This window comes from Phenylobacterium sp. (assembly GCF_036495085.1).
Lineage (GTDB): Bacteria > Pseudomonadota > Alphaproteobacteria > Caulobacterales > Caulobacteraceae > Phenylobacterium.
The window spans coordinates 1-19,526 of record NZ_DASXNL010000032.1 but is presented as its reverse complement, the minus strand read 5'-3'; the positions used below and the strand labels follow the sequence as shown (position 1 = coordinate 19,526).

The following is a 19,526-nucleotide window of genomic DNA, read 5'->3' as shown; positions in this document are numbered from 1 at the left end:
GGCCACGCCGCCTTCGCCCCTTCCGACGACGTGGAGGTCGAGATCTGGGCCAAGCTCCGCGCGCGCCACGGAAGGGTCTCCATCGAGCGGATCCTCTCCGGACAGGGGCTGTTCGACCTCTACAGCGTGATGGCGGGGCTGCGGCAGGCCGAACCGACGCTCGCCAACGAGAAGGCCGTGTTCGACGCCGCCGCCAAGGGCGACGCCCTGGCCAGCGAGACCCTCGACCGATTCTGCGGCATCCTCGGCTCGGTGGCCGGCGACCTGGCGCTTTCCCACGGCGCGCGCGGCGGTGTGTTCGTCTCCGGGGGCATTGCGCCGCGCATGGGCGACCGCCTGGCGGCAGGGAGCTTTCGGGCGCGTTTCCAGGACAAAGGCCGCCTGACAACCTTCGTCGAGCAGATCCCGACGTCGCTCGTCCTGCACCCATACCCCGCGCTTATCGGCGCGGCCCGCGAACTGGAGATGATGGAACGTCTATGACCCTCGACGACATCCTGAGCCGTGCGCCGGTCGTACCCGTCCTGGTCATCGACGAGATCGCCCACGCCGTACCGCTGGGCCGGGCGCTGGTTGCGGGCGGGCTTACGGTCCTGGAGGTCACGCTCCGTACGCCGGTTGCGATCCAGTGCATCGAGCGGATGGCGCACGAGGTCGAGGGCGCAGTTGTCGGGGCGGGCACGGTGCTGACGCCGTCCATGCGCCAAGCGGTCGCTGACGTGGGCGGCAAGTTCGCGGTCAGTCCCGGCCTCATCGAAGGCGAAACGAACGAGGGACCCACCCCCCTGCTGCCGGGGGTCGCCACGGCGACCGAGCTGATGGCCGGGCTCGCCGCCGGCTTCACCCGCTTCAAGCTTTTCCCGGCGAACGTCGCGGGCGGCATCGACGCCTTGAAGGCCTTCGCAAGCCCGTTCCAGCAGGCGAGATTCTGCCCGACCGGAGGTGTCAGCGCCGCCAACGCCGCGAGCTATCTGGCGCTTCCCAATGTGATCTGCGTTGGCGGCAGCTGGGTCGCGCCGGCCGAGGCCGTACGCGCCGGCGACTGGAGCCGCATCACCGCGCTTGCCCGCGAGGCCTGCGCATTGGCGCCGCGCCCGGCTTCACCGGTCGAGGGCTAGCGGCGTACCGAACTACCGCCCGACGAAGTTGCCCACTCGACGCTCGGCGACGGAGCGGACGCCTTCCTTGTAGTCCTCGGTGTCGCGCAGCCAGCCCTGCTCGACGGCCTCCTTGTCGGTCTGGGCGCGAACCGCTGCGGCCAGGTCGGCCCGGAGTGTCTTGCGCGTGGAAACGATGGCCAGCGGCGCGTTTTCGGCGATCTCCTTGGCCAGCCGTAAAGCCGCGGGCCGAAGCTCTTCCAGCGGCACGACCTCGTCAACCAATCCCCAGGGCAAGGCGTCTTCAGCCTTCACGCGGCGGCCCGTCAGGAGCATCAGCTCGGCCTTGGTGGGCCCGATGAGCCGCGGCAGGGTATGGGTCAGGCCGAAGCCCGGGTGGAAGCCCAGCTTGACGAAGTTGGCCGCAAAGCGGGCGTCCGGCGAGGCGATCCGGAAGTCGGCCACGACAGCCAGGCCGAGGCCTGCGCCCACCGCCGCCCCCTGCACGGCGGCCACAATCGGCTTCCCGGCCGAGAACAGCCGCACGGCCTCGTCGTAGAGCGGGTTCACCGCGCCCAAGCCGCCGGCGGTCTCGCTCCTCACCAGGTCGGCGCCGGCGCAGAAGTTCTTGCCCTCGGCCTGCAGCACCGAACAGCGCAGCTCCACCTCGCCGTCGATCGCCTCGAAGGCGTCGGCGAGGTCGCGCATGAACTCCACGCTGACGTGGTTGTGCGGCGGCCGGTCGATCGTCACCACGGCCACATGGCCATCGACCGCAACCCGCACATGATCCCCGAAAGCGTCTCTCATTTTCTCGTCCCCAGAAGATTGCGGGCCACCACCCATTTGTGGACCTCGGTGGGCCCGTCGTAGATGCGCATGGTGCGGAGCTTCGCCTGCATCAGCGAGAGCGGCAGCTCCTTGGTCATGCCCATGGCGCCGAAGGCCTGCATGGCCCGGTCGACCGTCTCATAGGCCATTTCGGTGGCGTACCACTTGATCATGCTGATCTCGTTGCGCACATCGCGGCCCTGGTCGAGCTTCCAGGCGCAGTCATAGGTCATCAGCCGTGCGGCGTGGATCTTGGTCGCCGCCTCGGCGACCCAGAATTGGATCGCCTGTCGCTCCGAGAGCGGCATCCCGAAGGTTTTCCGCTGCGGGGCGTACTCGACCATCATGTCCAGCGCCCGCTGCGCCATGCCCACCGACCAGGCCGCCATCTGGATGCGCCGGGTGCCGAGCCGGGTCTGCATCGGCGCAAACCCCGCGCCTTCCTGGCCGAGCAGCTTCCAGCCCTCGACCCGGCAGTCCTCGAGCGCGATCTCGTAGGTGTAGGCCCCACCGATCATCGGGATCCGCCGGAGCACGTTGAATCCGGGCGTGCCCTTGTCGACGAGGAAGGCGGAAATCCCCCCACGGGCGCGCTTTTCGGTGTCGGTCAGCGCCATCAGGATCGTGAAGTCGGCGTCCTCGGCGCGGCTGATCCAGATCTTCCGGCCGTTGATCACCCAGTCGTCGCCATCGCGCACGGCCCGCGTCGTCATCCCCGCCGGGTCGGAGCCCGCGCCGGGCTCGGAGATGCCGATCGCCGACACCGTCTCGCCGGCCACATAGGGCGCGAGGTAGGCGGCGCGCTGCCGCTCGTCGACCGTCTGCATCAGCATGCGGAGGTTCGGGCTGTCCGGCGGCAGGGTGTAGGGCGTCACGCACCGGCCGATCTCCTCCTCGACCCCGACCATCGCAGTCATCGGCAGGTCGGAGCCGCCGACATCGGTTGGCGCGTCCAGCCCGAACAAGCCAAGCTCGTGGGCGACCTTATCGAGGCGGGCGTGCTCCGTCGGCCCGATGCCCAAGCCCCTGCCGTCCGCTTCACGCGCCAGAACCCCGGCTTCCAGCGGCATCAGCTCATCGCGAACGAAATTCGCGACCAGATCCTTGAGCATCCGGTGCTCTTCGGCGATTTCAAAGTCCATGGGCCCTCCCGTCGCGATCATGTGCGCGATCTAGTAGGGTGATCATAACGACCGGAAGCGGCGAGGGGAGAGAGTACAAGTGGTGAAGGCGAGGAAACTTGCGGAGACGGCGACCGGCCCCCTGACGGGCGTGCGGGTCCTCGACCTGACAAGCGTGGTCAACGGGGCCTACGGCACCCAGATCCTCGCCGACCAGGGCGCCGACGTGATCAAGCTCGAAGATCCGGGTTCGGGCCGCGGCGACGGCGGCGACATCATGCGCTGGGCCGGCCACCCGCCGGAGGGCTCGCCGCGCGGCATGGGTCCTATTTACCTGACCATCAACCGCAATAAGCGCTCGATCCTGCTGGATCTAAGTGATCCCAAGGCCAGGAAGACCCTGACCAAGCTGATCAAGTCCTGCGACGTCTTCGCCGCTTCCGTGCGCTACGCCGGACTGAAGCGACTGGGGCTGGCCTACGAGGACGTCGCCGCGATACGCCCGGACATCATATACGTCCATGCTGCAGGCTACGGCTCGGACGGCCCCTACGCGGGAGAGCCCGCCTATGACGACCTTATCCAGTCGGCCTCCGGCCTGGCCGACGTCCTGCCCCGCACAGACGGCAATCCGGAACCGCGCATCCTGCCGACTCTGGTGGCCGACAAGGTCTCGGGCCTGTTCATGGCGCAGGCGGTGACGGCGGCGCTGTTCCACCGCCAGCGCACCGGCGAAGGCCAGTTCGTCGAGGTGCCGATGCTGGAGTGCGTCACGAGCTTTCTGCTCGTCGAGCACCTCTACGATCAGACCTATCAGCCGACCACCGGCCAATGGGGATATGTCCGCGTCGTGAATCCGAACCGTCGGCCGTTCAAGACCAAGGATGGTTACATCGGCCTCCTGCCGTACACGGACAAGCAGTGGGACCAGTTCTTCGAGGCCGCCGGTTTCGGCGACACCATCGCCAAGGATCCGCGGTTCTCCGACTACTTCACCCGCATGAAGCACATCAACGAGCTCTACGGGCTGGTGGGCGAAGCCGCCGCCACCAAGACCACGCAGGAATGGCTGGATGTGCTGAAGCCCCTATCGATCCCAGTGGTCAAGACCAACCGCCTGGACGACCTGCCAGACGATCCGCACCTCCAGGCCGTCGACTTTTTCCAGACTTACGAGCACCCGACCATGGGCGCCTACCGCCAGATGAAGCCGCCGGTGAAGTTCGACAAGACTCCTTCCAACATCCGCCGCCATCCGCCGGAATTGGGCCAGCATACCGACGAGGTGCTGGCTGAGGTGGACGTCGAGGCCGGCGAGGGCGAGGACGCGTGAGCCGTGCGCCTGGTCGTCGTCGGAAACTCCGGGTCGGGCAAGACGACCATGGCCAAGGCGCTTTCTGCTGCGCTTGGGGTCACGCGGGTCGAACTGGACGCGATCAACTGGCAGCCTGACTGGCGCGACATCGCCACCCATGAGCCCGACGAGTTCTTCCGGCGCGTAGCCCAGGCGGCGTCGGGGGAGGCCTGGGTCATCGACGGCAACTACACCAAGGCGCGCGATGCTCACTGGTCCAGAGCGACGGGTTTTGTCTGGATGGATACCGAACGATGGGTGGTCATGCGCCGCGTGATCTGGCGCTCGTTCAGCCGCGCGGTCACGAAAGAGGAGCTGTGGCCGGGCAGCGGCAACAGAGAGCTCTTCCGCAAGTGGCTCGAAAGCGGCCACCCGATCCGTTGGGCCTGGAACAACTGGGCGATGATGCGGGCGCGCTATTCGGCGATGTTCGCCGACGGCACCTTCGAAGGCCGCCCGGTCTATCGCGTCGGCAATGCGCGCGAAGGTCGCCTCCTCGTCGCGCGCCTGGCCGCCGAACGGATGGGCGAAACTCTTCCCATCCGGACGCCCGCCGCTATTCTGTAGGCTGCGCCGACCACAAAGAGTCGGCCAGGAGGATATGATGATGCGATACCTGCTGCTCGCCGCGGTCTCACTTAGCGCGCTGGGCGCCTTGCCGGCGCTCGCCCAGCAACAGCAGGCCAAGCCGGCCGCACCCTATCACGCGCCGCGCAACGGCTGGGGCCAGCCTGACCTCCAGGGCACCTACACCACGGCCACGATAACCCCGCTCATTCGGGACGCGAAATACGGCACGCGCAACGTGCTCACCAAACAGGAAGCCGATGCGCTGGAGCAGGCCACCAGGGAGCAGGTCGCCCGCGCCGATGCCCCGACGCCGCCGGAAGCCACGGTGAAGGATCTTAAGAACGCTGACTGCGGCCCAGACGGCATCTCAGGCTTCAACTGCGGCTACAACCAGGGCTGGAAGGATCCGGGCACCACGTTGATCGACATCAACGGCGAGAAGCGCGCCTCGATAATCACCTCGCCGGCGAACGGCCAGTTCCCGGCGCGGGTCGCGAGCGCCGGAGCCGCGCCTCGTCCGGGCGGGCCGCGCAGCCGTGGCGCCCGCACCGACAATCCTGAGGGCTTCAGCCTGGGCGAACGCTGCCTGCTGTCCTTCGGCTCAAGCGCAGGTCCGCCGATGCTGCCGCTGATGTACAACAACACCTACCAGATCGTGCAGTCCAAGGACGAGGTCGCCATCGACGTCGAGATGGTCCACGACGTCCGCCACATCCGGCTGACGGACAAGCACCTCCCCTCAAGCATCAAGCTCTGGATGGGTGACAGCATCGGCCACTGGGAAGGCGACACCCTGGTTGTCGAGACCACGAACATGCGACCCGAGCAGGGCCTGCGTGGCGGCTCACCCAACCAGAAGGTGATCGAGCGGTTCACACGAATCGGGCCGAACAAGATCTCCTACCGGTTCACGGTCGAGGATCCGGACATCTACACTGCGCCCTTCAGTGGCGAAGTGGCGATGAACGCCACCAAGGGGCAGGTCTACGAATACGCCTGCCACGAGGGGAACTACGCGCTGACGGGCATGCTCGCGGGAGCCCGGGCCGAGGAGAAGGCTGCCCGTGAGGCGCAGGCGACGGGCGGGGCGAAGGGCGGCGAGAACTGATCGAGACCCGCCCACACGCAAGCGTGTCTGCCGGCGCACGATCGCCACGTTGACTCCGATCCCGCTCGGTCAAAGGGTTGTCGCCCCAAGACAAGGGAGGTTTCAGGCATGCGACTTTCGAGTTGGGGCGCGCTGAGCATCGCTGCCGGAATGTCGAGTTGCAGCCTTGCGGTGGCGACTGCGCCGGTGGCGCAATTGACGGGTCCACATCTCATGCCGACCAGCGCTCACCGCGACGGCCCGACGAAATCTATGGCGCCGCTCGTTTTGAACCGGACGACCATCACGCCGCGCGCGCTCGCCGGTTAAGCGCACCGGGGTTCCGCTCGAACTAGGTCAATCCCGGACGGTCGCTCATGGATTCGCCGGATGTCGTCCTGCGCGATGGCGAAGGACGCTGAGCCTCCAGTGCTGGGAGCGGAGCGTCGATCGGCGACGCGCTCGCTCGCCACGGCTGAAACCACAAGACTGGCGGGAGCACATCATGAAAGACAGGCCCTTCTCGGCGCGCAGCGCCGCGGCCGCCGTAGCGATGGCGGCGCTCACCTGCGCCGCCTCCCCTTCCACGGTTTGGGCGCAACGTGTCGCACACGAGTTGAGCCGGGCTGCGCAGGTGAGCGGAAAGGTCACCGTAAAGTCGGTCGACCCGGCGACGCGGCATCTGACCGTCGTTGAGGCGAATGGCGACACCCATACGCTCAAGGTCGCGTCCGACATCAAGAATCTCGACAAGGTCAAACCCGGCGACAAAATCAGCGTGACCTACACTGTCTCGGCCGCGTTCGTGATTTCGCCGCGCGGCGCGCCGCTGCCGAAGGATACCGAACACACTGTCGCAAGCCGCGCAGCCAAAGGAGAGATTCCCTCCGCGGCCGTTGCCAACCACATCATAGTCACAGGCGCCGTGATCGGTATCGACACGGCCCACAACACCTTGAGGCTAGTCAGCCCCCAAGGCGGCCTCGTCCACACTCTGGAGGTGGAAAGCGAGGAGGGGCGCAGGGAACTGGCGCAACTGAAGGTCGGCGACAAAATCACGGCCTATATCACCGAGAGCATGCTGGTCGCCCTCCATCCGGCCTAGCTGGATGGACGGCTTCACGCAGTCAGGCGCCATCGCCTTCGGCTGACCTGGTCCGGTGCAGGCGTCAGGTCGGCGCGAACACCGGGACGGGTGGACCGCCCTCAGTCGGCTGGAACTTCACCTTGACCTTCATGCCGATGGAAAGCCCATCGGGCGCGACGTCGACAAAGTTGGTCAACACCGCAGGGCCCTCGGCCAGGGTCACGTACCCTATGGCGTAGGGGCCGCTCGGCGAGCGATGCATGACCGAGTAGGTGTAGATCACGCCTTCGCCGGGGCTCTCCTCCCATACCGTCTCTGCGGACATGCAGAACGGGCCCATCGCGCGCGGGTACCAGAAGGGCTTGTGGCACTCCTGGCACCGTTTGATCAGGAAGCGGCCCTCGGAGGCGGCGTCCCAAAAGGGCTTGGTTTCCACCGACACCATTGGCGCGGGGATCGGACGGCTCATCAGGCCGGGCTTTTCCTGCGTCTCGGACATGCTCAGCCCTCCCTTTCCATGATGACGGTCGCCGAGGCGTGTCGGGTGCCAAGCGACCCGCCAGTGCCGTGGGCGATAGCCAGATCGCAGTTGGGCACCTGCACTTTCGGGTGCGCCTCGCCACGCAGCTGGCGCACCGCCTCGATCACCTTGGTAATGCCGCCGCGGTTGGTGGGGTGATTGTTGCAGAGGCCACCGCCGTCGGTGTTGTACGGCAGCTTGCCCACGCCTGAGATCAGGTTGCCGTCGGCCACGAACTTGCCGCCTTCGCCCTTCTTGCAGAAGCCCAGGTCCTCGAGCTGCATCAGCACCGTGATGGTGAAACTGTCGTAGATCGAAGCGTATTTGATATCTGCGGGCTTTACTCCTGCCTCTTCGAACGCCCTCGGCCCGGACCAGACGGCGCCCGAATGGGTCAGGTCCAGGTCAAGCCCGCCGCGCGGGCCCTTGGGCGCCTCGCCCGCGCCCATCACCCTGACTTTCGGCCGCTTCAGGCTCTTGGCGACTTCGGGGCTGGTGACGATCAGCGCGCCGCCGCCGTCGGTGACAACGCAGCAGTCCAGGAGATGTAGCGGATCGGCGATCATCCGCGAGTTCACCACCTCCTCGACCGTCACCACGTTCCTCAAAAAGGCATGCTCGTTCCACTGGGCGTGGTGCGAGGCGGCGACTTTGATCCAGGCAAGTTGCTCGGATGTCGTCCCGTACTCGTACATGTGGCGCATGGCGCACATGCCGTAGGTGTTGTGGGTGGAGCCGCCGTAGATGTTCTCGAAACCGGCCTCCGGCGGTCCGTCGGAAAGGCCGCTACCACCCGGCGCCATGCCGGCGCCGGGCCTGCGCCCGCCATGGCGCGGCCGTCCGGCGAGAGTGATCAGCGCCACGGAACACTTGCCTGCCGCGATCGCCTCCGCCGCGTGCCCCACATGGACGATGTAGGAGGAGCCCCCGGTCTCGGTGGAATCGAGATGTCGTACGTTCTTCAGCCCCATGTAGTCGAGCATCGACATGCCGCCGAAGCCCGGCGCATCGCCAGCGCAGAAATAGCCGTCGATGTCATCCTTGGTGAGGCCCGCATCGATCAGCGCGCCCCTTGCGCACTCGGCATGCAGCTGCGGAGTGGAAGTGTCCGGCGCGTCGCGAAGCGGATGCTCGAACGCTCCCATCACATAGGCCTTGCCCTTGATGCTCATCATCATCCCCGAAATATCGCGGTGAAATATCGGTCTGGGTTATCCGCCCGCCCTCTCCAAAACAACCGTCATCGGGCCGTCCGCCTAAAAGCCGGTCGGCGTGACCGGCCCCGCCACGACCGGAAGGCCCTTGGTTTCCGCGGCGTCGGCTTCCTAGCTCTCAGCTGGGTGAGGAGGCCGAGACATGATGGAAGGCAACCAGGCGGCGCATTTCGCCGAACGCCAACAAGGCACCCTGCCGGGTGATCTCGGGATCGAGTGGGACGAAGTCGCCACCGGCCGCGCCTCCGGCCGCTTTACCGTGCGCCCCGGCCACATGGCCCCGAACGGCTTCCTCCACGCAGCCTCGGTGATCGCGCTGGTGGACTCGGCCTGCGGCTATGCCTGCGTCGCCAGCCTGCCGGACGAGGCCACAGGCTTCACCACCGTCGAGCTCAAGGCGAACTACCTGGGCACCGCCAAGGTCGGGGACACGGTCGGGTGCACCGCAAGGCTCGTCCACGGCGGGCGGATGACCCAGGTCTGGGACGCCGAGGCAGTCAACCAGACCACTGGCAAGACCATGGCGCTCTTCCGCTGCACACAGATGGTGCTTTACCCGCGCTGAGCGGATGGCGTCGACCACCGGGACCGCGCCAATAAGCGCCACTTGCACCCGTGGGGTCGGATGAGTAGGTTCCGCGCCTCGCTCAGCGGGCCCCTAGCCAAGGGTCCGGCGCCGGCTCTGGAGAGGTGGCTGAGTGGTCGAAAGCACCGCACTCGAAATGCGGCGTGCCTTTACGGGCACCGTGGGTTCGAATCCCACCCTCTCCGCCGAAGTTATGTCCGACGTGAATGTCTGCTGCGCGACGACTGTGTTGAAAAAGGCCGAAATCGGGGCACCCGAAAAATACGCCGAAACGCCAATGTCGGCGAAGATGTGAGTAAGATGCCACAGCGCAGACGCTAGCGCGTTCACCCAGGCCATCACCTTGATCGCGTGAGGTCCCGCGCGGCCTTTTTCAATCAGCCCGTCCATGACCCTGAATTCCGAGGGGGCGGAAGGAATGGGGTTTTTCAACACAATCCGCCAGCAGCGGACATTGGCCGAGAGTCGACGCTCGTGCGGCCAATCAAATGACCGCTTTCGACCCCGTTGCAGATGTCTCCTGCTGGAAGTTCCCGAAGGCGCACAATGCGCCGGAAGCGGGGGTTGAGGCCCCGCCCCGGTTGGTGCCTGCCGTTGCACGCAGCTCATCAGACCGCCTCCACGCTGAACGATTCCGGCATGTCTTTGCTGATCCTGCGCAAAAAGCGGACGGGAATGGCGTCTTCCGATTGCGCTGGCCGGCCAAGCGCGTCCCGTGCTCGTCCCAAGCGCACTCCTGGGCCTTCTCGGGCATGGATTTTCCTTCACATCTGATGTTCGCGCTGCAGGTGAACGGCCGCCGCTGCGAGGTGCGAATCGATGCGCGCACCACCTTGCTCGATCTGCTTCGCGAGCATCTTGGGCTGACGGGCGCCAAGAAGGGGTGCAATTTCGGGGAATGCGGCGCCTGCACCGTCCATCTGAACGGAAGGCGCGTGAACGCTTGCATGGTGCTCGCCGCGTCGGCGGAGGGCGCTAAGGTCACCACGATCGAGGGCCTCGCGAAGGAAGGCCGGCTTCATCCGGTCCAGCAAGCCTTCATCGATTGCGACGCCTTCCAATGCGGATTCTGCACGCCCGGCCAGGTGATGTCTGCCACGGCCCTGATCGGCGAAGGCCATGGCGGATCGGAAGCGGAGATCCGCGAGTGGATGAGCGGGAATCTCTGCCGTTGCGCCTCCTATCCGCAGATTGTCGCGGCGGTGGAAGCCGCGGCCCGAGGGAGCGGCGACTGATGCAGACCTTCGGCTACGGCCGTGCGGCCAACGTTCATCAGGCCTTAGCGGAAGGCATGGCGGCGGACACGGCCTTTCTGGCCGGCGGCACGGAACTCCTGAACTGGCTTCGCCTCGGCATAACCGCGCCGGCGCGGGTGATCGACATCAGCCGGCTGAAGGAACTCGAAGGGATCGAACGCCTGCCGAACGGCGGCCTTCGCATCGGCGCCCTGATGCGGCTCAGTGACGTTGCGCAGAATGCCGATGTGGCGCGCGGCTACCTGGTCCTCGCCCAAGCCATCCTGAAGTCCGCCTCCGCTCAGCTGCGCAACCTCGCGACGATCGGCGGCAATCCTCTTCAGAAGACCCGCTGCGCCTACTTCCGGGCGGCGGATGTTTTGCCCTGCAACAAGCGCCAGCCCGGCTCTGGCTGTACGGCCCTGCATGGCCTCAACGATCGGCATGCGATCTTCGGCTGGAGCGAAGGCTGCGTCGCCACCCAGCCGTCGGATCCGGCGGTCGCGTTGTCCGCCCTGGACGCCGTCTACGTCACCGAGCACCGGGACGGGGGGCGGCGGATCGAGGCCGAGGATCTGCACCGGCTCCCCGGCAAGACGCCGCACCTGGAAACGACGCTGCGCGAGGGCGAACTTATCGTGGGGATCGAGATACCGGAGGCCGCGCCGCATTCCGCCTACCTGAAAATCCGCGAGCGCGAATCCTACGAGTACGCGACAGTCTCGGCCGCGGTCGCTCTCGACCTCGAAGGCGATCGAATTGCGCGCGCGCGCATCGCGCTGGGCTCGGTGGCCGCAAGACCGTGGCGACTGCGGGAGGCCGAACGCGCGCTGGCCGGCGCCGCCGTCCACGATTCCACAGTGATCCGCGAGGCGCTGGCGGTGTCATTCGCCGAAGCCAGGGCGCTGACGCACAACGCCTACAAGATCCCGCTCGCCAAGGCCGCCGCCGCGCGGGCGATCCGGCTGGCGGCGGAGGCCCGGCCATGAGCATCGGCGAGCCGGTTCCACGCCTCGACGGGCCCATCAAGGTCACCGGCGCGGCGCCCTACACCGCTGATCTGCGGCTTCCGGGCATGCTGCATGGCGTCCTCGTCACGGCGACCATCCCCGCCGGAAAGGCGATCGCCATTGCGAGGAACGAAGCGCTCGCGGAGCCGGGCGTCGTCCACGTTCTCACCCACGCGGATATGCCTCGGCCCAAGACCGCGGTCGCCGGCCCACCTTTTTCGACCAGCGCCCTGCCATTGCAGGACGACGAGATTCGACACGAGGGTCAGCCTATCGCCGTGGTGCTCGCCGAGACCCTGGAGGCCGCGGAGGCCGCCGCGCGCAAGGTGCACGTCCGTTACGCCCCGGCGCCAGCCACAACACCGGCCCCCGCGGTGTGGTCGGCGCTCGAAGGGGTCGCCGCGGCGCCGCGGAACACCGGCTACTTCTTCCTTGAGCCGGATTTCGCCAAGGGCGACGCCGACCGCAACCTCGCGAGGGCCAGCCGACGGGTCGAAGCCGTCTATTCTCAGCCTTCGCGCCACCACAACCCAATGGAGCCCTCGGCGGTCCTGGCGCAATGGGACGGCGATATGCTCACGGTCCACGATTCCACGCAGCACGTCTTCGGCGTGCGCCAGGGGCTGGCCGCGTTCTTCGGCCTGCCGCTCGACTCGGTGCGGGTGATCTCCCAGCACACCGGCGGCGCCTTCGGGGCGAAGGGCCTGATCTACCCCCACGAGACGCTCGCCGCGGTGGCGGCGAAGATGCTCGGCCGCCCTGTGCGTATCGTCCTGTCGCGTGCGGACATGTACGCCGTGCTTGGATACCAGGCCCGCATCGTCCAAAAACTGGGTCTCGGCGCCGACGACGCGGGCGTGCTTTCGGCGGTCACCCACGATGTGGTCAACCTGACCAGCATCACCGACGACTTCATCGAAGCCGCCACGGAGGCCTCGAAGTCGCTCTACGCCACGCCCAGCCTGAGGCTCAGCCAGCGCGCCGAGCGCGCGAATGTGGCGATGCCGACCGCGATGCGTGCGCCCGGCGAAGGCCCGGGCCTGTGGGCCCTGGAAAGCGCAATGGACGAGCTGGCCGCGGAGCTTGGCGTCGACCCGCTGGACCTGCGGCTCGCCAACTACGCCGAAACCGATCCCGCGACCGGGGCTCCGTGGTCGTCCAAGAAGCTGCGGGAGGCCTACGAGGAGGGCGCCCGGCTGTTCGGGTGGCGCGAGCGCGCGCGCACGCCCAAGCGGGAGGGCGACTGGATCATCGCCCATGGGATGGCGAGCTGCCTCATGGGGACCTTCCGGTTCCCGTCAAACGCAAGGGTCAGGTTGCTGCGCGACGGCGGGGCGGTGGTCGAGACCGGAACCCAGGACATCGGGACCGGCACGCTCACGATCTTCCCGCAGATCGCCGCCGGGGTGCTGGGACTTCCGCCGGACCGCATCGAACTCAGGATGGGCGACACCCGGCTGCCGGAAGCCGGGCCTACCTATGGCTCCTCCTCCACCATGGGCGTGGGCGCGGCGGTGCTGGCGGCCGCCGAGGACGTGCGCGGCCGGCTCGCGCGTCTCGCCAACCTGCCGCCGCAGGAGGCGCAGATCGCCGACGGCTGCATCAGCCTGGCGGGCGCCGCGGGCGGCATACCGATCGAACGCCTCATGGACGAGGCGGGAGAGAGCGAGATCGTGGGCGCGGGCGTCTTCGATCCGTCGCAGGACGCGAGCTATGCCAAGCGCACCTTCGGCGCCGTCTTCGTCGAGATTGCTGTCGATCCGGAGCTCGGCCTGCTGCGCCTGCGTCGCGCCGTGGGCAGCTACAGCGCCGGCCGCATCGTCAATCCGCGCACCGCGCGCGCCCAACTGCTCGGCGGGATCGTATGGGGTTGGGGTATGGCCGCGATGGAGCAGAGCGCCTTCGAGCCTACGCTTGGACGCTTCCTCTCCAAGAACCTCGCCGGAGTGGCGATCCCGGTGAACGCCGATATCCCCTCGGACATCACGATCCACTTCGTGGACGAGGTCGATGAGAAGGCCGGTCCCATTGGCGGCAAGGGGATTGGCGAACTGGGCGCGACCGGCGTCGCAGCGGCGGTCGCCAATGCGGTCTTCCAGGCGACGGGCAAACGGATCCGTGACTTGCCGCTGACACCGGAGAAGCTGATCTCCTAGGTCGGGTCCAGGCGCGATCCGCGAGTGCTCCGACAAGCTCGTTTGGGCGCCTGGGCTTTCCGCCTATACTCCCGCTCGAGGCGTGTGGGCGCCCGACCCGGACGCCGGGAGATCGGGATGGAGATCAGCGCGCGTCGGGATTCGCCTGGAGTGCAGGCCTACGGTTACGGCCTGGGCCAGAAGTTCGGTGCGGAGGACGCGCCGGTCATCGTCACGCGCTCGCTCCAGCGTGCTGAGGTCGCGGTCACCGAAATCCGCGTGGACCGCCCCCTTGGACGCCTGAGCGATCCGCTTCCGCGCGAAGACGCCTACATGATTTGCCTCATGCTTCGAGAGATTCCCCGCAACGCCTACTGGGAAGACGGCCGTCAGGTTTCGGCCTTCTCGCTTCGGGCGGGCGACGTCACGCTCCACGATCTGAGGCGCGAACCGCTCGCGCTGATGGACAAGCCGATCCACTCTCTCCTCTGGTACCTGCCGCGGTCCGCGCTCAACGCCTTTGCAGACGAGGCCAATGTCCCGCGCATCGCGGAACTTCGCTACGACCCGGGGGTCGGCGTCTGCGACGACACCATCAAGCACCTGGGCTTTTCGATGCTGCCGGCGCTGCGCGCGCCCGACGAGGTCAGCCGGCTGTTCGCAGACCACCTGACCCTGGCGTTCGCGGCCCACGCCGCCCAAACCTATGGCGGAATGCGGATCGTCCCGAGACCGCTCAAGGGGGGGCTCGCACCTTGGCAAGAGCGGCGATCCAAGGAGATGATCGGCGGCAACCTTCGTGGCGCGACACCGCTGCGCGAGATCGCTGACGCTTGCGGTCTGTCCGTCAGCCACTTCGCGCGCGCGTTTCGGCGGTCGACCGGTCTTGCGCCCCACGCCTGGCTACTGCAGGCCCGCGTCGAAGCGGCCAAGGCCATGCTTCGGAGACAAGATCCGTCGCTGCCGGCGATCGCAGCGTCCTGCGGCTTCGCCGACCAGAGCCACTTCACCCGGGTGTTCACGCGTCAGGTTGGGCTGAGCCCTGGAGCATGGCGAAGGCTGGCGCTGAATTGATGCGACCGCATTGCGCCCGGAGCGGTACTTGGGTTCGTCTCAGGATATTGACCTTGCGCTTGGTGCTTCCGACGGCCGGATCGTTGACCTGAGGCAGTCGCTCCAACGGTGCTCTCCGAGGCCTGCAAGCACGCGGTCACCGCGCCAACTTGCGAACCAGATCGATAAAGGCACGCAACCGGGCCGGCATGTTGCGACGGCTGGGATAGTAGAGACAGAGGCCCGGATATTCCGGCGACCAGTCTTCCAGGACCGGCTGCAGCAACCCCGCTTCGATCGACTCCTCGGTCGCAATATCGGAGAGGTAGGCTAGGCCCTCGCCGGCCAGGGCCGCCTGCAGCATCAGGTCGCCGTCGTCGAAAATCAACGGGCCGGGGACGTCCACCGCGACCGCCTCGCCGCGCTTCTCAAACTCCCAGCGATAGATGGTCCCGTTGCCTGTGCGCCGTCGGATGCAGCGGTGCTGGGCCAAGTCGGCCGGCGTCTTCGGCCGCGGCTGTCCCATGAAGTAGGCGGGCGAACCCACGACAATTGAGCGGATGGAGCGGGTAATCGGCACGGCGATCATGTCGGGAGGGACGAACTCCTCGAGCCGGATGCCGGCGTCGAAGCCCTGCCCCACGATGTCCACCATCGCCCCTTCGGTGACCATGTCGACGGTCACCCGCGGGTAGCGGCGGATGTACTCGAAGATCAGCGGCGCCAGAATCATCCGGCCCGCGCCCAACGGCAGGTTCAGCCGCAGGACTCCGGCGGGGTCGGCGCGACGTTCGTCGATCCGTTCCATGGCGGTGTGAATCGCGGACAAGGCGGGGGCGATGTCGGCCACAAACTGTTCACCTTCGGCCGACAATGCGACACTGCGTGTGGTGCGGTTGAACAGGCGAACGCCCAGGCGCGCCTCCAGCGCCGCCACCGCGTGACTGAGCGCCGAGGACGACAAGTCCATTTCGCGCGCCGCGACCCGGAAACCGCCGTGGCGGGCGACAGCCACTACGGCTTCGAGTTCGAGTTGGCTTGCCCGCATTGTCCCGATTTTTGCATCAACCTGAGCCATTTTGATTGGCTTATCAGATCAATAGCGCGGTGTCACATCTGCCTCACCAACCCGAGGAGGCACGAATGACCAAGACATGGCTCATCACCGGCAGCTCGCGAGGTCTCGGCCGCGCCCTTGCCGAAGCTGTGCTCGCCGCCGGCGACAGTCTCGTCGCCACGGCGCGCAACACCCGCGGTCTCGAAGACCTGGCCGGGCGCTATGCCGCCAAGGTGATCCTGCGGCCGCTCGATGTGACGGACTTCGCCGCGGCCCGGGCCGCCGTAAATGCCGCCGTCGAGCGCTTCGGCCGACTGGACGTCGTGGCGAACGTGGCCGGCTACGGAAACCTCGGCCCGATCGAAGATACCAGCATCGAGGACTTCCGCGCCCAGATCGACACCAACCTTTTCGGGCCGATCCACCTGGCGAAGGCGGCGATCCCCGTCCTGCGCACCCAGGGCTCCGGCCACATCCTCAACTTCTCGTCCGTTGGTGGACGGATTGGATCGACCGGCCGTGCGCCCTACTCGGCCGCGAAGTTCGGAGTGGAAGGCTTCTCGGAGGTGATGGTGACCGAGTTGGCGCCCCTGGGCGTCAAGGTGACCGTCTTCGAGCCCGGCGGCTTCCGGACCGACTTTGCGGGATCATCCCAGACGATCCTCGAAATCCGCCCAGAGTACGACGCCACCGTGGGCCAGGCCGCCCGCTTCCAGCGTGACTACGACGGCAAGCAACCTGGCGATCCGGCCAAGGCGGCTCAGGTGATCCTTAAGGTCGTCGGCATGGACGATCCGCCGCTCCGTCTCCTGCTCGGCAGCGACGCGGCCAGGATCGTCGAGACGGCCGACGCCCGAAAGGCCGAGGCCGACCGCAAGTGGCGCGACCTCAGCGCTTCGACGGACTTCGCGGCCGCTTCCTGACGGCGCGGCGACCACCCCCTGCAACCCAAGGAGCTTTTCAGATGACCACTTCAACTTGGCTGATCACCGGCGCCTCCAGCGGCCTCGGCTTTGCGCTGGCGGAACACATCCTGAAGCAGGGCGACCGGGTCGTCCTGGCCGCGCGGAACCTCGCCTCGATGCAGACGCTCGCGGCCGCCTTCCCCGAAACCGCGCTGGCCGTCAGCCTCGACGTCACCGACCCCCGGCAGCGGGTCGAGGCCCTTCGGCAAGCCGAGGCGCGCTTTGGCGCCATCGACTTCCTGCTCAACAACGCCGGCATCGATTTCGTCGGCGCGGTCGAGGAACAGGACGAGGCGGACTATCGGAAAATCTTCGAGGTCAACTTCTTCGGCGCGGTGGCGATGTTGCGGCTCGCCCTTCCGGCGATGCGGGCCCGCGGCCGCGGCACGATCGTGAACATGTCCTCGATGGATGGCATCGCGAGCTTCGCCGTCAACGGATTCTACTCGGCGAGCAAGTTCGCGCTGGAGGGCGTGACGGAGGCGCTGTGGCAGGAGATCGAGCCCCTCGGCCTTCGGGCCGTATTGATCGAGCCCGGCTCATTCAGGACCGGCATCGGCGACCGGACGGCGTTTTCTGGACAGAAAATCGACGACTACGCCGCCACCTCCGGCGCCTTCCGCGAAGCGATGGCCAACATCGGCGACGACATGTTCCCGGGCGATCCGGCCCGCGCGGCCAGCGCCATTTTCACGGCCCTCAAGTCGGACTCCCGGGCGCACCGCATCATTCTCGGCGCTGACGCCTACCGGAACATCGGGGCGAAGCTCGAAGGGCTGCGGGCCGACTATGAGGCCAGTCGGGAGATCGCCCACGCCACGGACTTTCAGTCCTGATCTCCCGTAATCGCGGCCGTTCTCCGCGCGGGGCGAAGACCTGGCATAAGTCCGCGATAGGCAAGGGTCCCGAAGATCGCTCTTCGGGGCCTTTGCCGGCTGAGGCGGTCTGCGCCGCTACCGACTGAAGGGCCTTCTACGCGACAGAAGCGGTCGTTCGCGCCACCGCTGCAAGCGGATTTATTGGGGCTTCCGCGCGGCCCATTCGAGCAGAGCGTCCAGTGCGGGGCACATGCCCTGCCCCCAAGGCGTCAGTCGATATTCCACCTTTGGCGGGACCTGCGGGTAGACGGTCCGCGTGACGATCCCGTCGCGCTCCAGGTCGCGTAGCTGTTGGATCAGCATCTTCTCGGAGATGCCCCGAATCGCCCGCTGCAGCTCCGAGAACCGCAGCACCTCGGCATCGAACAGCTGGAAGATGATGACCATCTTCCAGCGCCCCTCCAGCATCCGGAAAGCCATCTCAACGCCCGAGGCGGCCATGTCGGGCGTGACGTCCGCAAGCTTACCTGTGGGTGAGTACCCTACTTTTTTGTCGGTTCTTGCCATTCCGGGAGTGTAGGCGCACCTCGACGAGGAAGCCAGACGAGGCCGTCATGACCATCAAGCTCCCTGCCCCCATCGCAAGATACCTTGACGCCGCGAACACGGACGACGCGGATGCTGTCGCCGCGTGCTTCACGGCCGACGCCCGTCTGCGGGACGAAGCCCGCGAGCACGACGGCTCGGCCGCTATCCGCGACTGGGCCGCCGACGCGCGACGCCGGTACACGTTCCGAGCCGAGCCGCGGAGCTTTGAACCGAGCCCTGACGGTGGGACGGTCACCGCCCACCTGACCGGCGATTTCCCCGGAGCGCCCGCCGATCTGCGCTACCGGTTCCGGCTCGCCGGCGACCGCGTGGCGGACCTGGAGATCGTGCTGCGCGATCCGCACGCCGAACTCACCGGACGCCGGGTCCTCGTCACCGGCGGCGGGCAGGGCATCGGCGCCGCGGTGGTCCGCCGCCTGCGCAAAGCGGGGGCGACCGTCTTCACCACCGCGCGGACAGTGACCGGCTCGCTGGAGGCGCCCGACCTCTTCGTCGCGGCGGACGTCGCGACGCCCGACGGCGCCGCCCGCGTGGCCGAGGCGGCGCTGGCCCGCCTGAATGGGATCGATCTGCTCGTGCACAACGTCGGCGGCTCGTCCGCACCTGCCGGCGGCTATGCGGCACTCACTGACGACGACTGGGCCGCCGCACTGAACACGAACCTGCTTTCGGCTGTACGACTCGACCGCGCCATCGTCCCCGCGATGATCGCGCAGGGCTATGGCGTCGTCATCCACGTCTCGTCCATCCAACGACTGCTGCCGCTGTACGAATCCACGATCGCCTACGCCGCAGCCAAGGCCGCCCTCAGCAACTACAGCAAGGCGCTGTCCAACGAGGTCGGGCCCAAGGGCGTGCGCGTGCTTCGCGTTTCCCCCGGGTTCACCGAGACCGACGCGGCCACGCGGATGATCGAACGCCTGGCGCACGCGGATGGGAGCGACGCCACAGCCGCCCGCAAAGCGTTGATGCGATCTTTGGGAGGAATCCCGATCGGCCGGCCCAACACGCCTGACGAGGTCGCGGAGCTGATCGCCTTCCTTGCCAGCGATCGCGCCGCCACGCTGCACGGCGCAGAATACGTCATCGATGGCGGCACCGTCCCCACGGTCTGAATTGCGGCGATTGTGTTGAAAAAGGCCGAAATCGGGGCACCCGAAAAATACCCCGAAACGCC

The 19,526-nt window shown here is 67.1% G+C and carries 20 protein-coding genes and 1 tRNA gene; 15 read left to right on the top strand and 6 right to left on the bottom strand.

What is annotated here, in order from left to right:
- On the top strand, positions 1–483 hold a 483-nt coding region (locus VGI62_RS05265; RefSeq protein WP_331503347.1), incomplete at its 5' end, for a glucokinase.
- Positions 480–1,118, top strand: coding sequence for a bifunctional 4-hydroxy-2-oxoglutarate aldolase/2-dehydro-3-deoxy-phosphogluconate aldolase (eda, locus tag VGI62_RS05260; protein WP_331503346.1), 639 nt, complete (start codon positions 480–482; stop codon positions 1,116–1,118). The genes VGI62_RS05265 and eda, both read left to right, overlap by 4 nt.
- Before the next feature lie 12 nt (positions 1,119–1,130).
- Here eda and VGI62_RS05255 read toward each other — a convergent pair whose 3' ends face one another.
- Together VGI62_RS05255 and VGI62_RS05250 are read right to left on the bottom strand one after the other, a co-directional pair.
- Entirely contained in the window at positions 1,131–1,907 is a 777-nt protein-coding gene (locus tag VGI62_RS05255; protein ID WP_331503345.1) for an enoyl-CoA hydratase/isomerase family protein, read from the bottom strand.
- Positions 1,904–3,070 (bottom strand): acyl-CoA dehydrogenase family protein, encoded by a 1,167-nt coding sequence (locus tag VGI62_RS05250; protein WP_331503344.1) that lies wholly within the window; start codon positions 3,068–3,070, stop codon positions 1,904–1,906. The genes VGI62_RS05255 and VGI62_RS05250 overlap by 4 nt, the downstream gene beginning before the upstream one ends.
- 79 nt (positions 3,071–3,149) lie before the next feature.
- Between VGI62_RS05250 and VGI62_RS05245 the strand changes: the two genes are divergently transcribed.
- The 4 genes from VGI62_RS05245 (at position 3,150) to VGI62_RS05230 (ending at position 7,165) form a co-directional block, all read left to right on the top strand.
- Complete coding sequence (locus VGI62_RS05245) at positions 3,150–4,382, top strand: CoA transferase (protein ID WP_331503343.1); 1,233 nt, start codon at positions 3,150–3,152, stop codon at positions 4,380–4,382.
- 48 nt (positions 4,383–4,430) lie between these two features.
- The gene (locus VGI62_RS05240) at positions 4,431–4,970 is read left to right on the top strand and encodes a hypothetical protein (protein WP_331503342.1); all 540 of its coding nucleotides are present in this window, start codon (positions 4,431–4,433) and stop codon (positions 4,968–4,970) included.
- A gap of 37 nt (positions 4,971–5,007) precedes the next feature.
- Positions 5,008–6,081 (top strand): hypothetical protein, encoded by a 1,074-nt coding sequence (locus VGI62_RS05235; protein WP_331503341.1) that lies wholly within the window; start codon positions 5,008–5,010, stop codon positions 6,079–6,081.
- 484 nt (positions 6,082–6,565) lie between these two features.
- Positions 6,566–7,165: a hypothetical protein gene (locus tag VGI62_RS05230; RefSeq protein WP_331503340.1), complete on the top strand. Its 600-nt coding sequence runs from the start codon at positions 6,566–6,568 to the stop codon at positions 7,163–7,165.
- Positions 7,166–7,229: 64 nt separating this feature from the next.
- Here VGI62_RS05230 and VGI62_RS05225 read toward each other — a convergent pair whose 3' ends face one another.
- Positions 7,230–7,646: a Zn-ribbon domain-containing OB-fold protein gene (locus VGI62_RS05225; RefSeq protein ID WP_331503339.1), complete on the bottom strand. Its 417-nt coding sequence runs from the start codon at positions 7,644–7,646 to the stop codon at positions 7,230–7,232.
- A gap of 2 nt (positions 7,647–7,648) precedes the next feature.
- On the bottom strand, positions 7,649–8,839 hold the full coding sequence (locus VGI62_RS05220) for a thiolase domain-containing protein (protein WP_331503338.1): 1,191 nt from the start codon (positions 8,837–8,839) through the stop codon (positions 7,649–7,651).
- Between the two features lie 184 nt (positions 8,840–9,023).
- Between VGI62_RS05220 and VGI62_RS05215 the strand changes: the two genes are divergently transcribed.
- From VGI62_RS05215 to VGI62_RS05190, 6 genes are all read left to right on the top strand, one after another.
- Positions 9,024–9,446, top strand: a complete 423-nt coding sequence (locus tag VGI62_RS05215; protein ID WP_331503337.1) for a PaaI family thioesterase — start codon at positions 9,024–9,026, stop codon at positions 9,444–9,446.
- Between the two features lie 119 nt (positions 9,447–9,565).
- Positions 9,566–9,652 (top strand) — tRNA-Ser (locus VGI62_RS05210).
- A 303-nt stretch (positions 9,653–9,955) separates the two neighbouring features.
- Positions 9,956–10,702: a (2Fe-2S)-binding protein gene (locus VGI62_RS05205; RefSeq protein WP_331503336.1), complete on the top strand. Its 747-nt coding sequence runs from the start codon at positions 9,956–9,958 to the stop codon at positions 10,700–10,702.
- On the top strand, positions 10,702–11,691 hold the full coding sequence (locus tag VGI62_RS05200; protein ID WP_331503335.1) for an FAD binding domain-containing protein: 990 nt from the start codon (positions 10,702–10,704) through the stop codon (positions 11,689–11,691). Before VGI62_RS05205 ends, VGI62_RS05200 begins: the two co-directional genes overlap by 1 nt.
- Positions 11,688–13,868 (top strand): xanthine dehydrogenase family protein molybdopterin-binding subunit, encoded by a 2,181-nt coding sequence (locus tag VGI62_RS05195; protein WP_331503334.1) that lies wholly within the window; start codon positions 11,688–11,690, stop codon positions 13,866–13,868. The genes VGI62_RS05200 and VGI62_RS05195 overlap by 4 nt, the downstream gene beginning before the upstream one ends.
- Before the next feature lie 117 nt (positions 13,869–13,985).
- Positions 13,986–14,921: a helix-turn-helix transcriptional regulator gene (locus VGI62_RS05190; protein ID WP_331503333.1), complete on the top strand. Its 936-nt coding sequence runs from the start codon at positions 13,986–13,988 to the stop codon at positions 14,919–14,921.
- A 136-nt stretch (positions 14,922–15,057) separates the two neighbouring features.
- Here the strand turns inward: VGI62_RS05190 and VGI62_RS05185 are convergent, their stop codons facing one another.
- A complete protein-coding gene (locus VGI62_RS05185) occupies positions 15,058–15,948 on the bottom strand; it encodes a LysR family transcriptional regulator (protein WP_331503332.1) in 891 nt (296 codons plus the stop codon).
- A 95-nt stretch (positions 15,949–16,043) separates the two neighbouring features.
- On the opposite strand from VGI62_RS05185, the gene VGI62_RS05180 reads away from it, so the two are divergent.
- Both VGI62_RS05180 and VGI62_RS05175 read left to right on the top strand, forming a co-directional pair.
- The gene (locus VGI62_RS05180; protein WP_331503331.1) at positions 16,044–16,880 is read left to right on the top strand and encodes an SDR family NAD(P)-dependent oxidoreductase; all 837 of its coding nucleotides are present in this window, start codon (positions 16,044–16,046) and stop codon (positions 16,878–16,880) included.
- A 41-nt stretch (positions 16,881–16,921) separates the two neighbouring features.
- Positions 16,922–17,758 (top strand): SDR family NAD(P)-dependent oxidoreductase, encoded by an 837-nt coding sequence (locus tag VGI62_RS05175; RefSeq protein ID WP_331503330.1) that lies wholly within the window; start codon positions 16,922–16,924, stop codon positions 17,756–17,758.
- 180 nt (positions 17,759–17,938) lie between these two features.
- Here the strand turns inward: VGI62_RS05175 and VGI62_RS05170 are convergent, their stop codons facing one another.
- Positions 17,939–18,241: a helix-turn-helix domain-containing protein gene (locus VGI62_RS05170; RefSeq protein ID WP_331503329.1), complete on the bottom strand. Its 303-nt coding sequence runs from the start codon at positions 18,239–18,241 to the stop codon at positions 17,939–17,941.
- A gap of 113 nt (positions 18,242–18,354) precedes the next feature.
- On the opposite strand from VGI62_RS05170, the gene VGI62_RS05165 reads away from it, so the two are divergent.
- Entirely contained in the window at positions 18,355–19,464 is a 1,110-nt protein-coding gene (locus VGI62_RS05165) for an oxidoreductase (protein WP_331503328.1), read from the top strand.
- The last annotated feature ends 62 nt before the right edge of the window (positions 19,465–19,526 follow it).

Excerpts from the sequence above, each read along its gene's own strand:
- VGI62_RS05255 (WP_331503345.1), bottom strand. The coding sequence starts at position 1,907 with ATGAGAGACGCTTTCGGGGATCATGTGCGGGTTGCGGTCGATGGCCAT.
- VGI62_RS05180 (WP_331503331.1), top strand. The coding sequence starts at position 16,044 with ATGACCAAGACATGGCTCATCACCGGCAGCTCGCGAGGTCTCGGCCGC.
- VGI62_RS05235 (WP_331503341.1), top strand. The coding sequence starts at position 5,008 with ATGATGCGATACCTGCTGCTCGCCGCGGTCTCACTTAGCGCGCTGGGC.
- VGI62_RS05190 (WP_331503333.1), top strand. The coding sequence starts at position 13,986 with ATGGAGATCAGCGCGCGTCGGGATTCGCCTGGAGTGCAGGCCTACGGT.
- VGI62_RS05225 (WP_331503339.1), bottom strand. The coding sequence starts at position 7,646 with ATGTCCGAGACGCAGGAAAAGCCCGGCCTGATGAGCCGTCCGATCCCC.
- VGI62_RS05250 (WP_331503344.1), bottom strand. The coding sequence starts at position 3,070 with ATGGACTTTGAAATCGCCGAAGAGCACCGGATGCTCAAGGATCTGGTC.
- VGI62_RS05175 (WP_331503330.1), top strand. The coding sequence starts at position 16,922 with ATGACCACTTCAACTTGGCTGATCACCGGCGCCTCCAGCGGCCTCGGC.
- VGI62_RS05195 (WP_331503334.1), top strand. The coding sequence starts at position 11,688 with ATGAGCATCGGCGAGCCGGTTCCACGCCTCGACGGGCCCATCAAGGTC.
- VGI62_RS05205 (WP_331503336.1), top strand. The coding sequence starts at position 9,956 with ATGACCGCTTTCGACCCCGTTGCAGATGTCTCCTGCTGGAAGTTCCCG.
- VGI62_RS05230 (WP_331503340.1), top strand. The coding sequence starts at position 6,566 with ATGAAAGACAGGCCCTTCTCGGCGCGCAGCGCCGCGGCCGCCGTAGCG.
- VGI62_RS05165 (WP_331503328.1), top strand. The coding sequence starts at position 18,355 with ATGACCATCAAGCTCCCTGCCCCCATCGCAAGATACCTTGACGCCGCG.
- VGI62_RS05215 (WP_331503337.1), top strand. The coding sequence starts at position 9,024 with ATGATGGAAGGCAACCAGGCGGCGCATTTCGCCGAACGCCAACAAGGC.
- eda (WP_331503346.1), top strand. The coding sequence starts at position 480 with ATGACCCTCGACGACATCCTGAGCCGTGCGCCGGTCGTACCCGTCCTG.
- VGI62_RS05240 (WP_331503342.1), top strand. The coding sequence starts at position 4,431 with ATGGCCAAGGCGCTTTCTGCTGCGCTTGGGGTCACGCGGGTCGAACTG.
- VGI62_RS05170 (WP_331503329.1), bottom strand. The coding sequence starts at position 18,241 with ATGGCCGCCTCGGGCGTTGAGATGGCTTTCCGGATGCTGGAGGGGCGC.
- VGI62_RS05200 (WP_331503335.1), top strand. The coding sequence starts at position 10,702 with ATGCAGACCTTCGGCTACGGCCGTGCGGCCAACGTTCATCAGGCCTTA.
- VGI62_RS05185 (WP_331503332.1), bottom strand. The coding sequence starts at position 15,948 with ATGCGGGCAAGCCAACTCGAACTCGAAGCCGTAGTGGCTGTCGCCCGC.
- VGI62_RS05220 (WP_331503338.1), bottom strand. The coding sequence starts at position 8,839 with ATGAGCATCAAGGGCAAGGCCTATGTGATGGGAGCGTTCGAGCATCCG.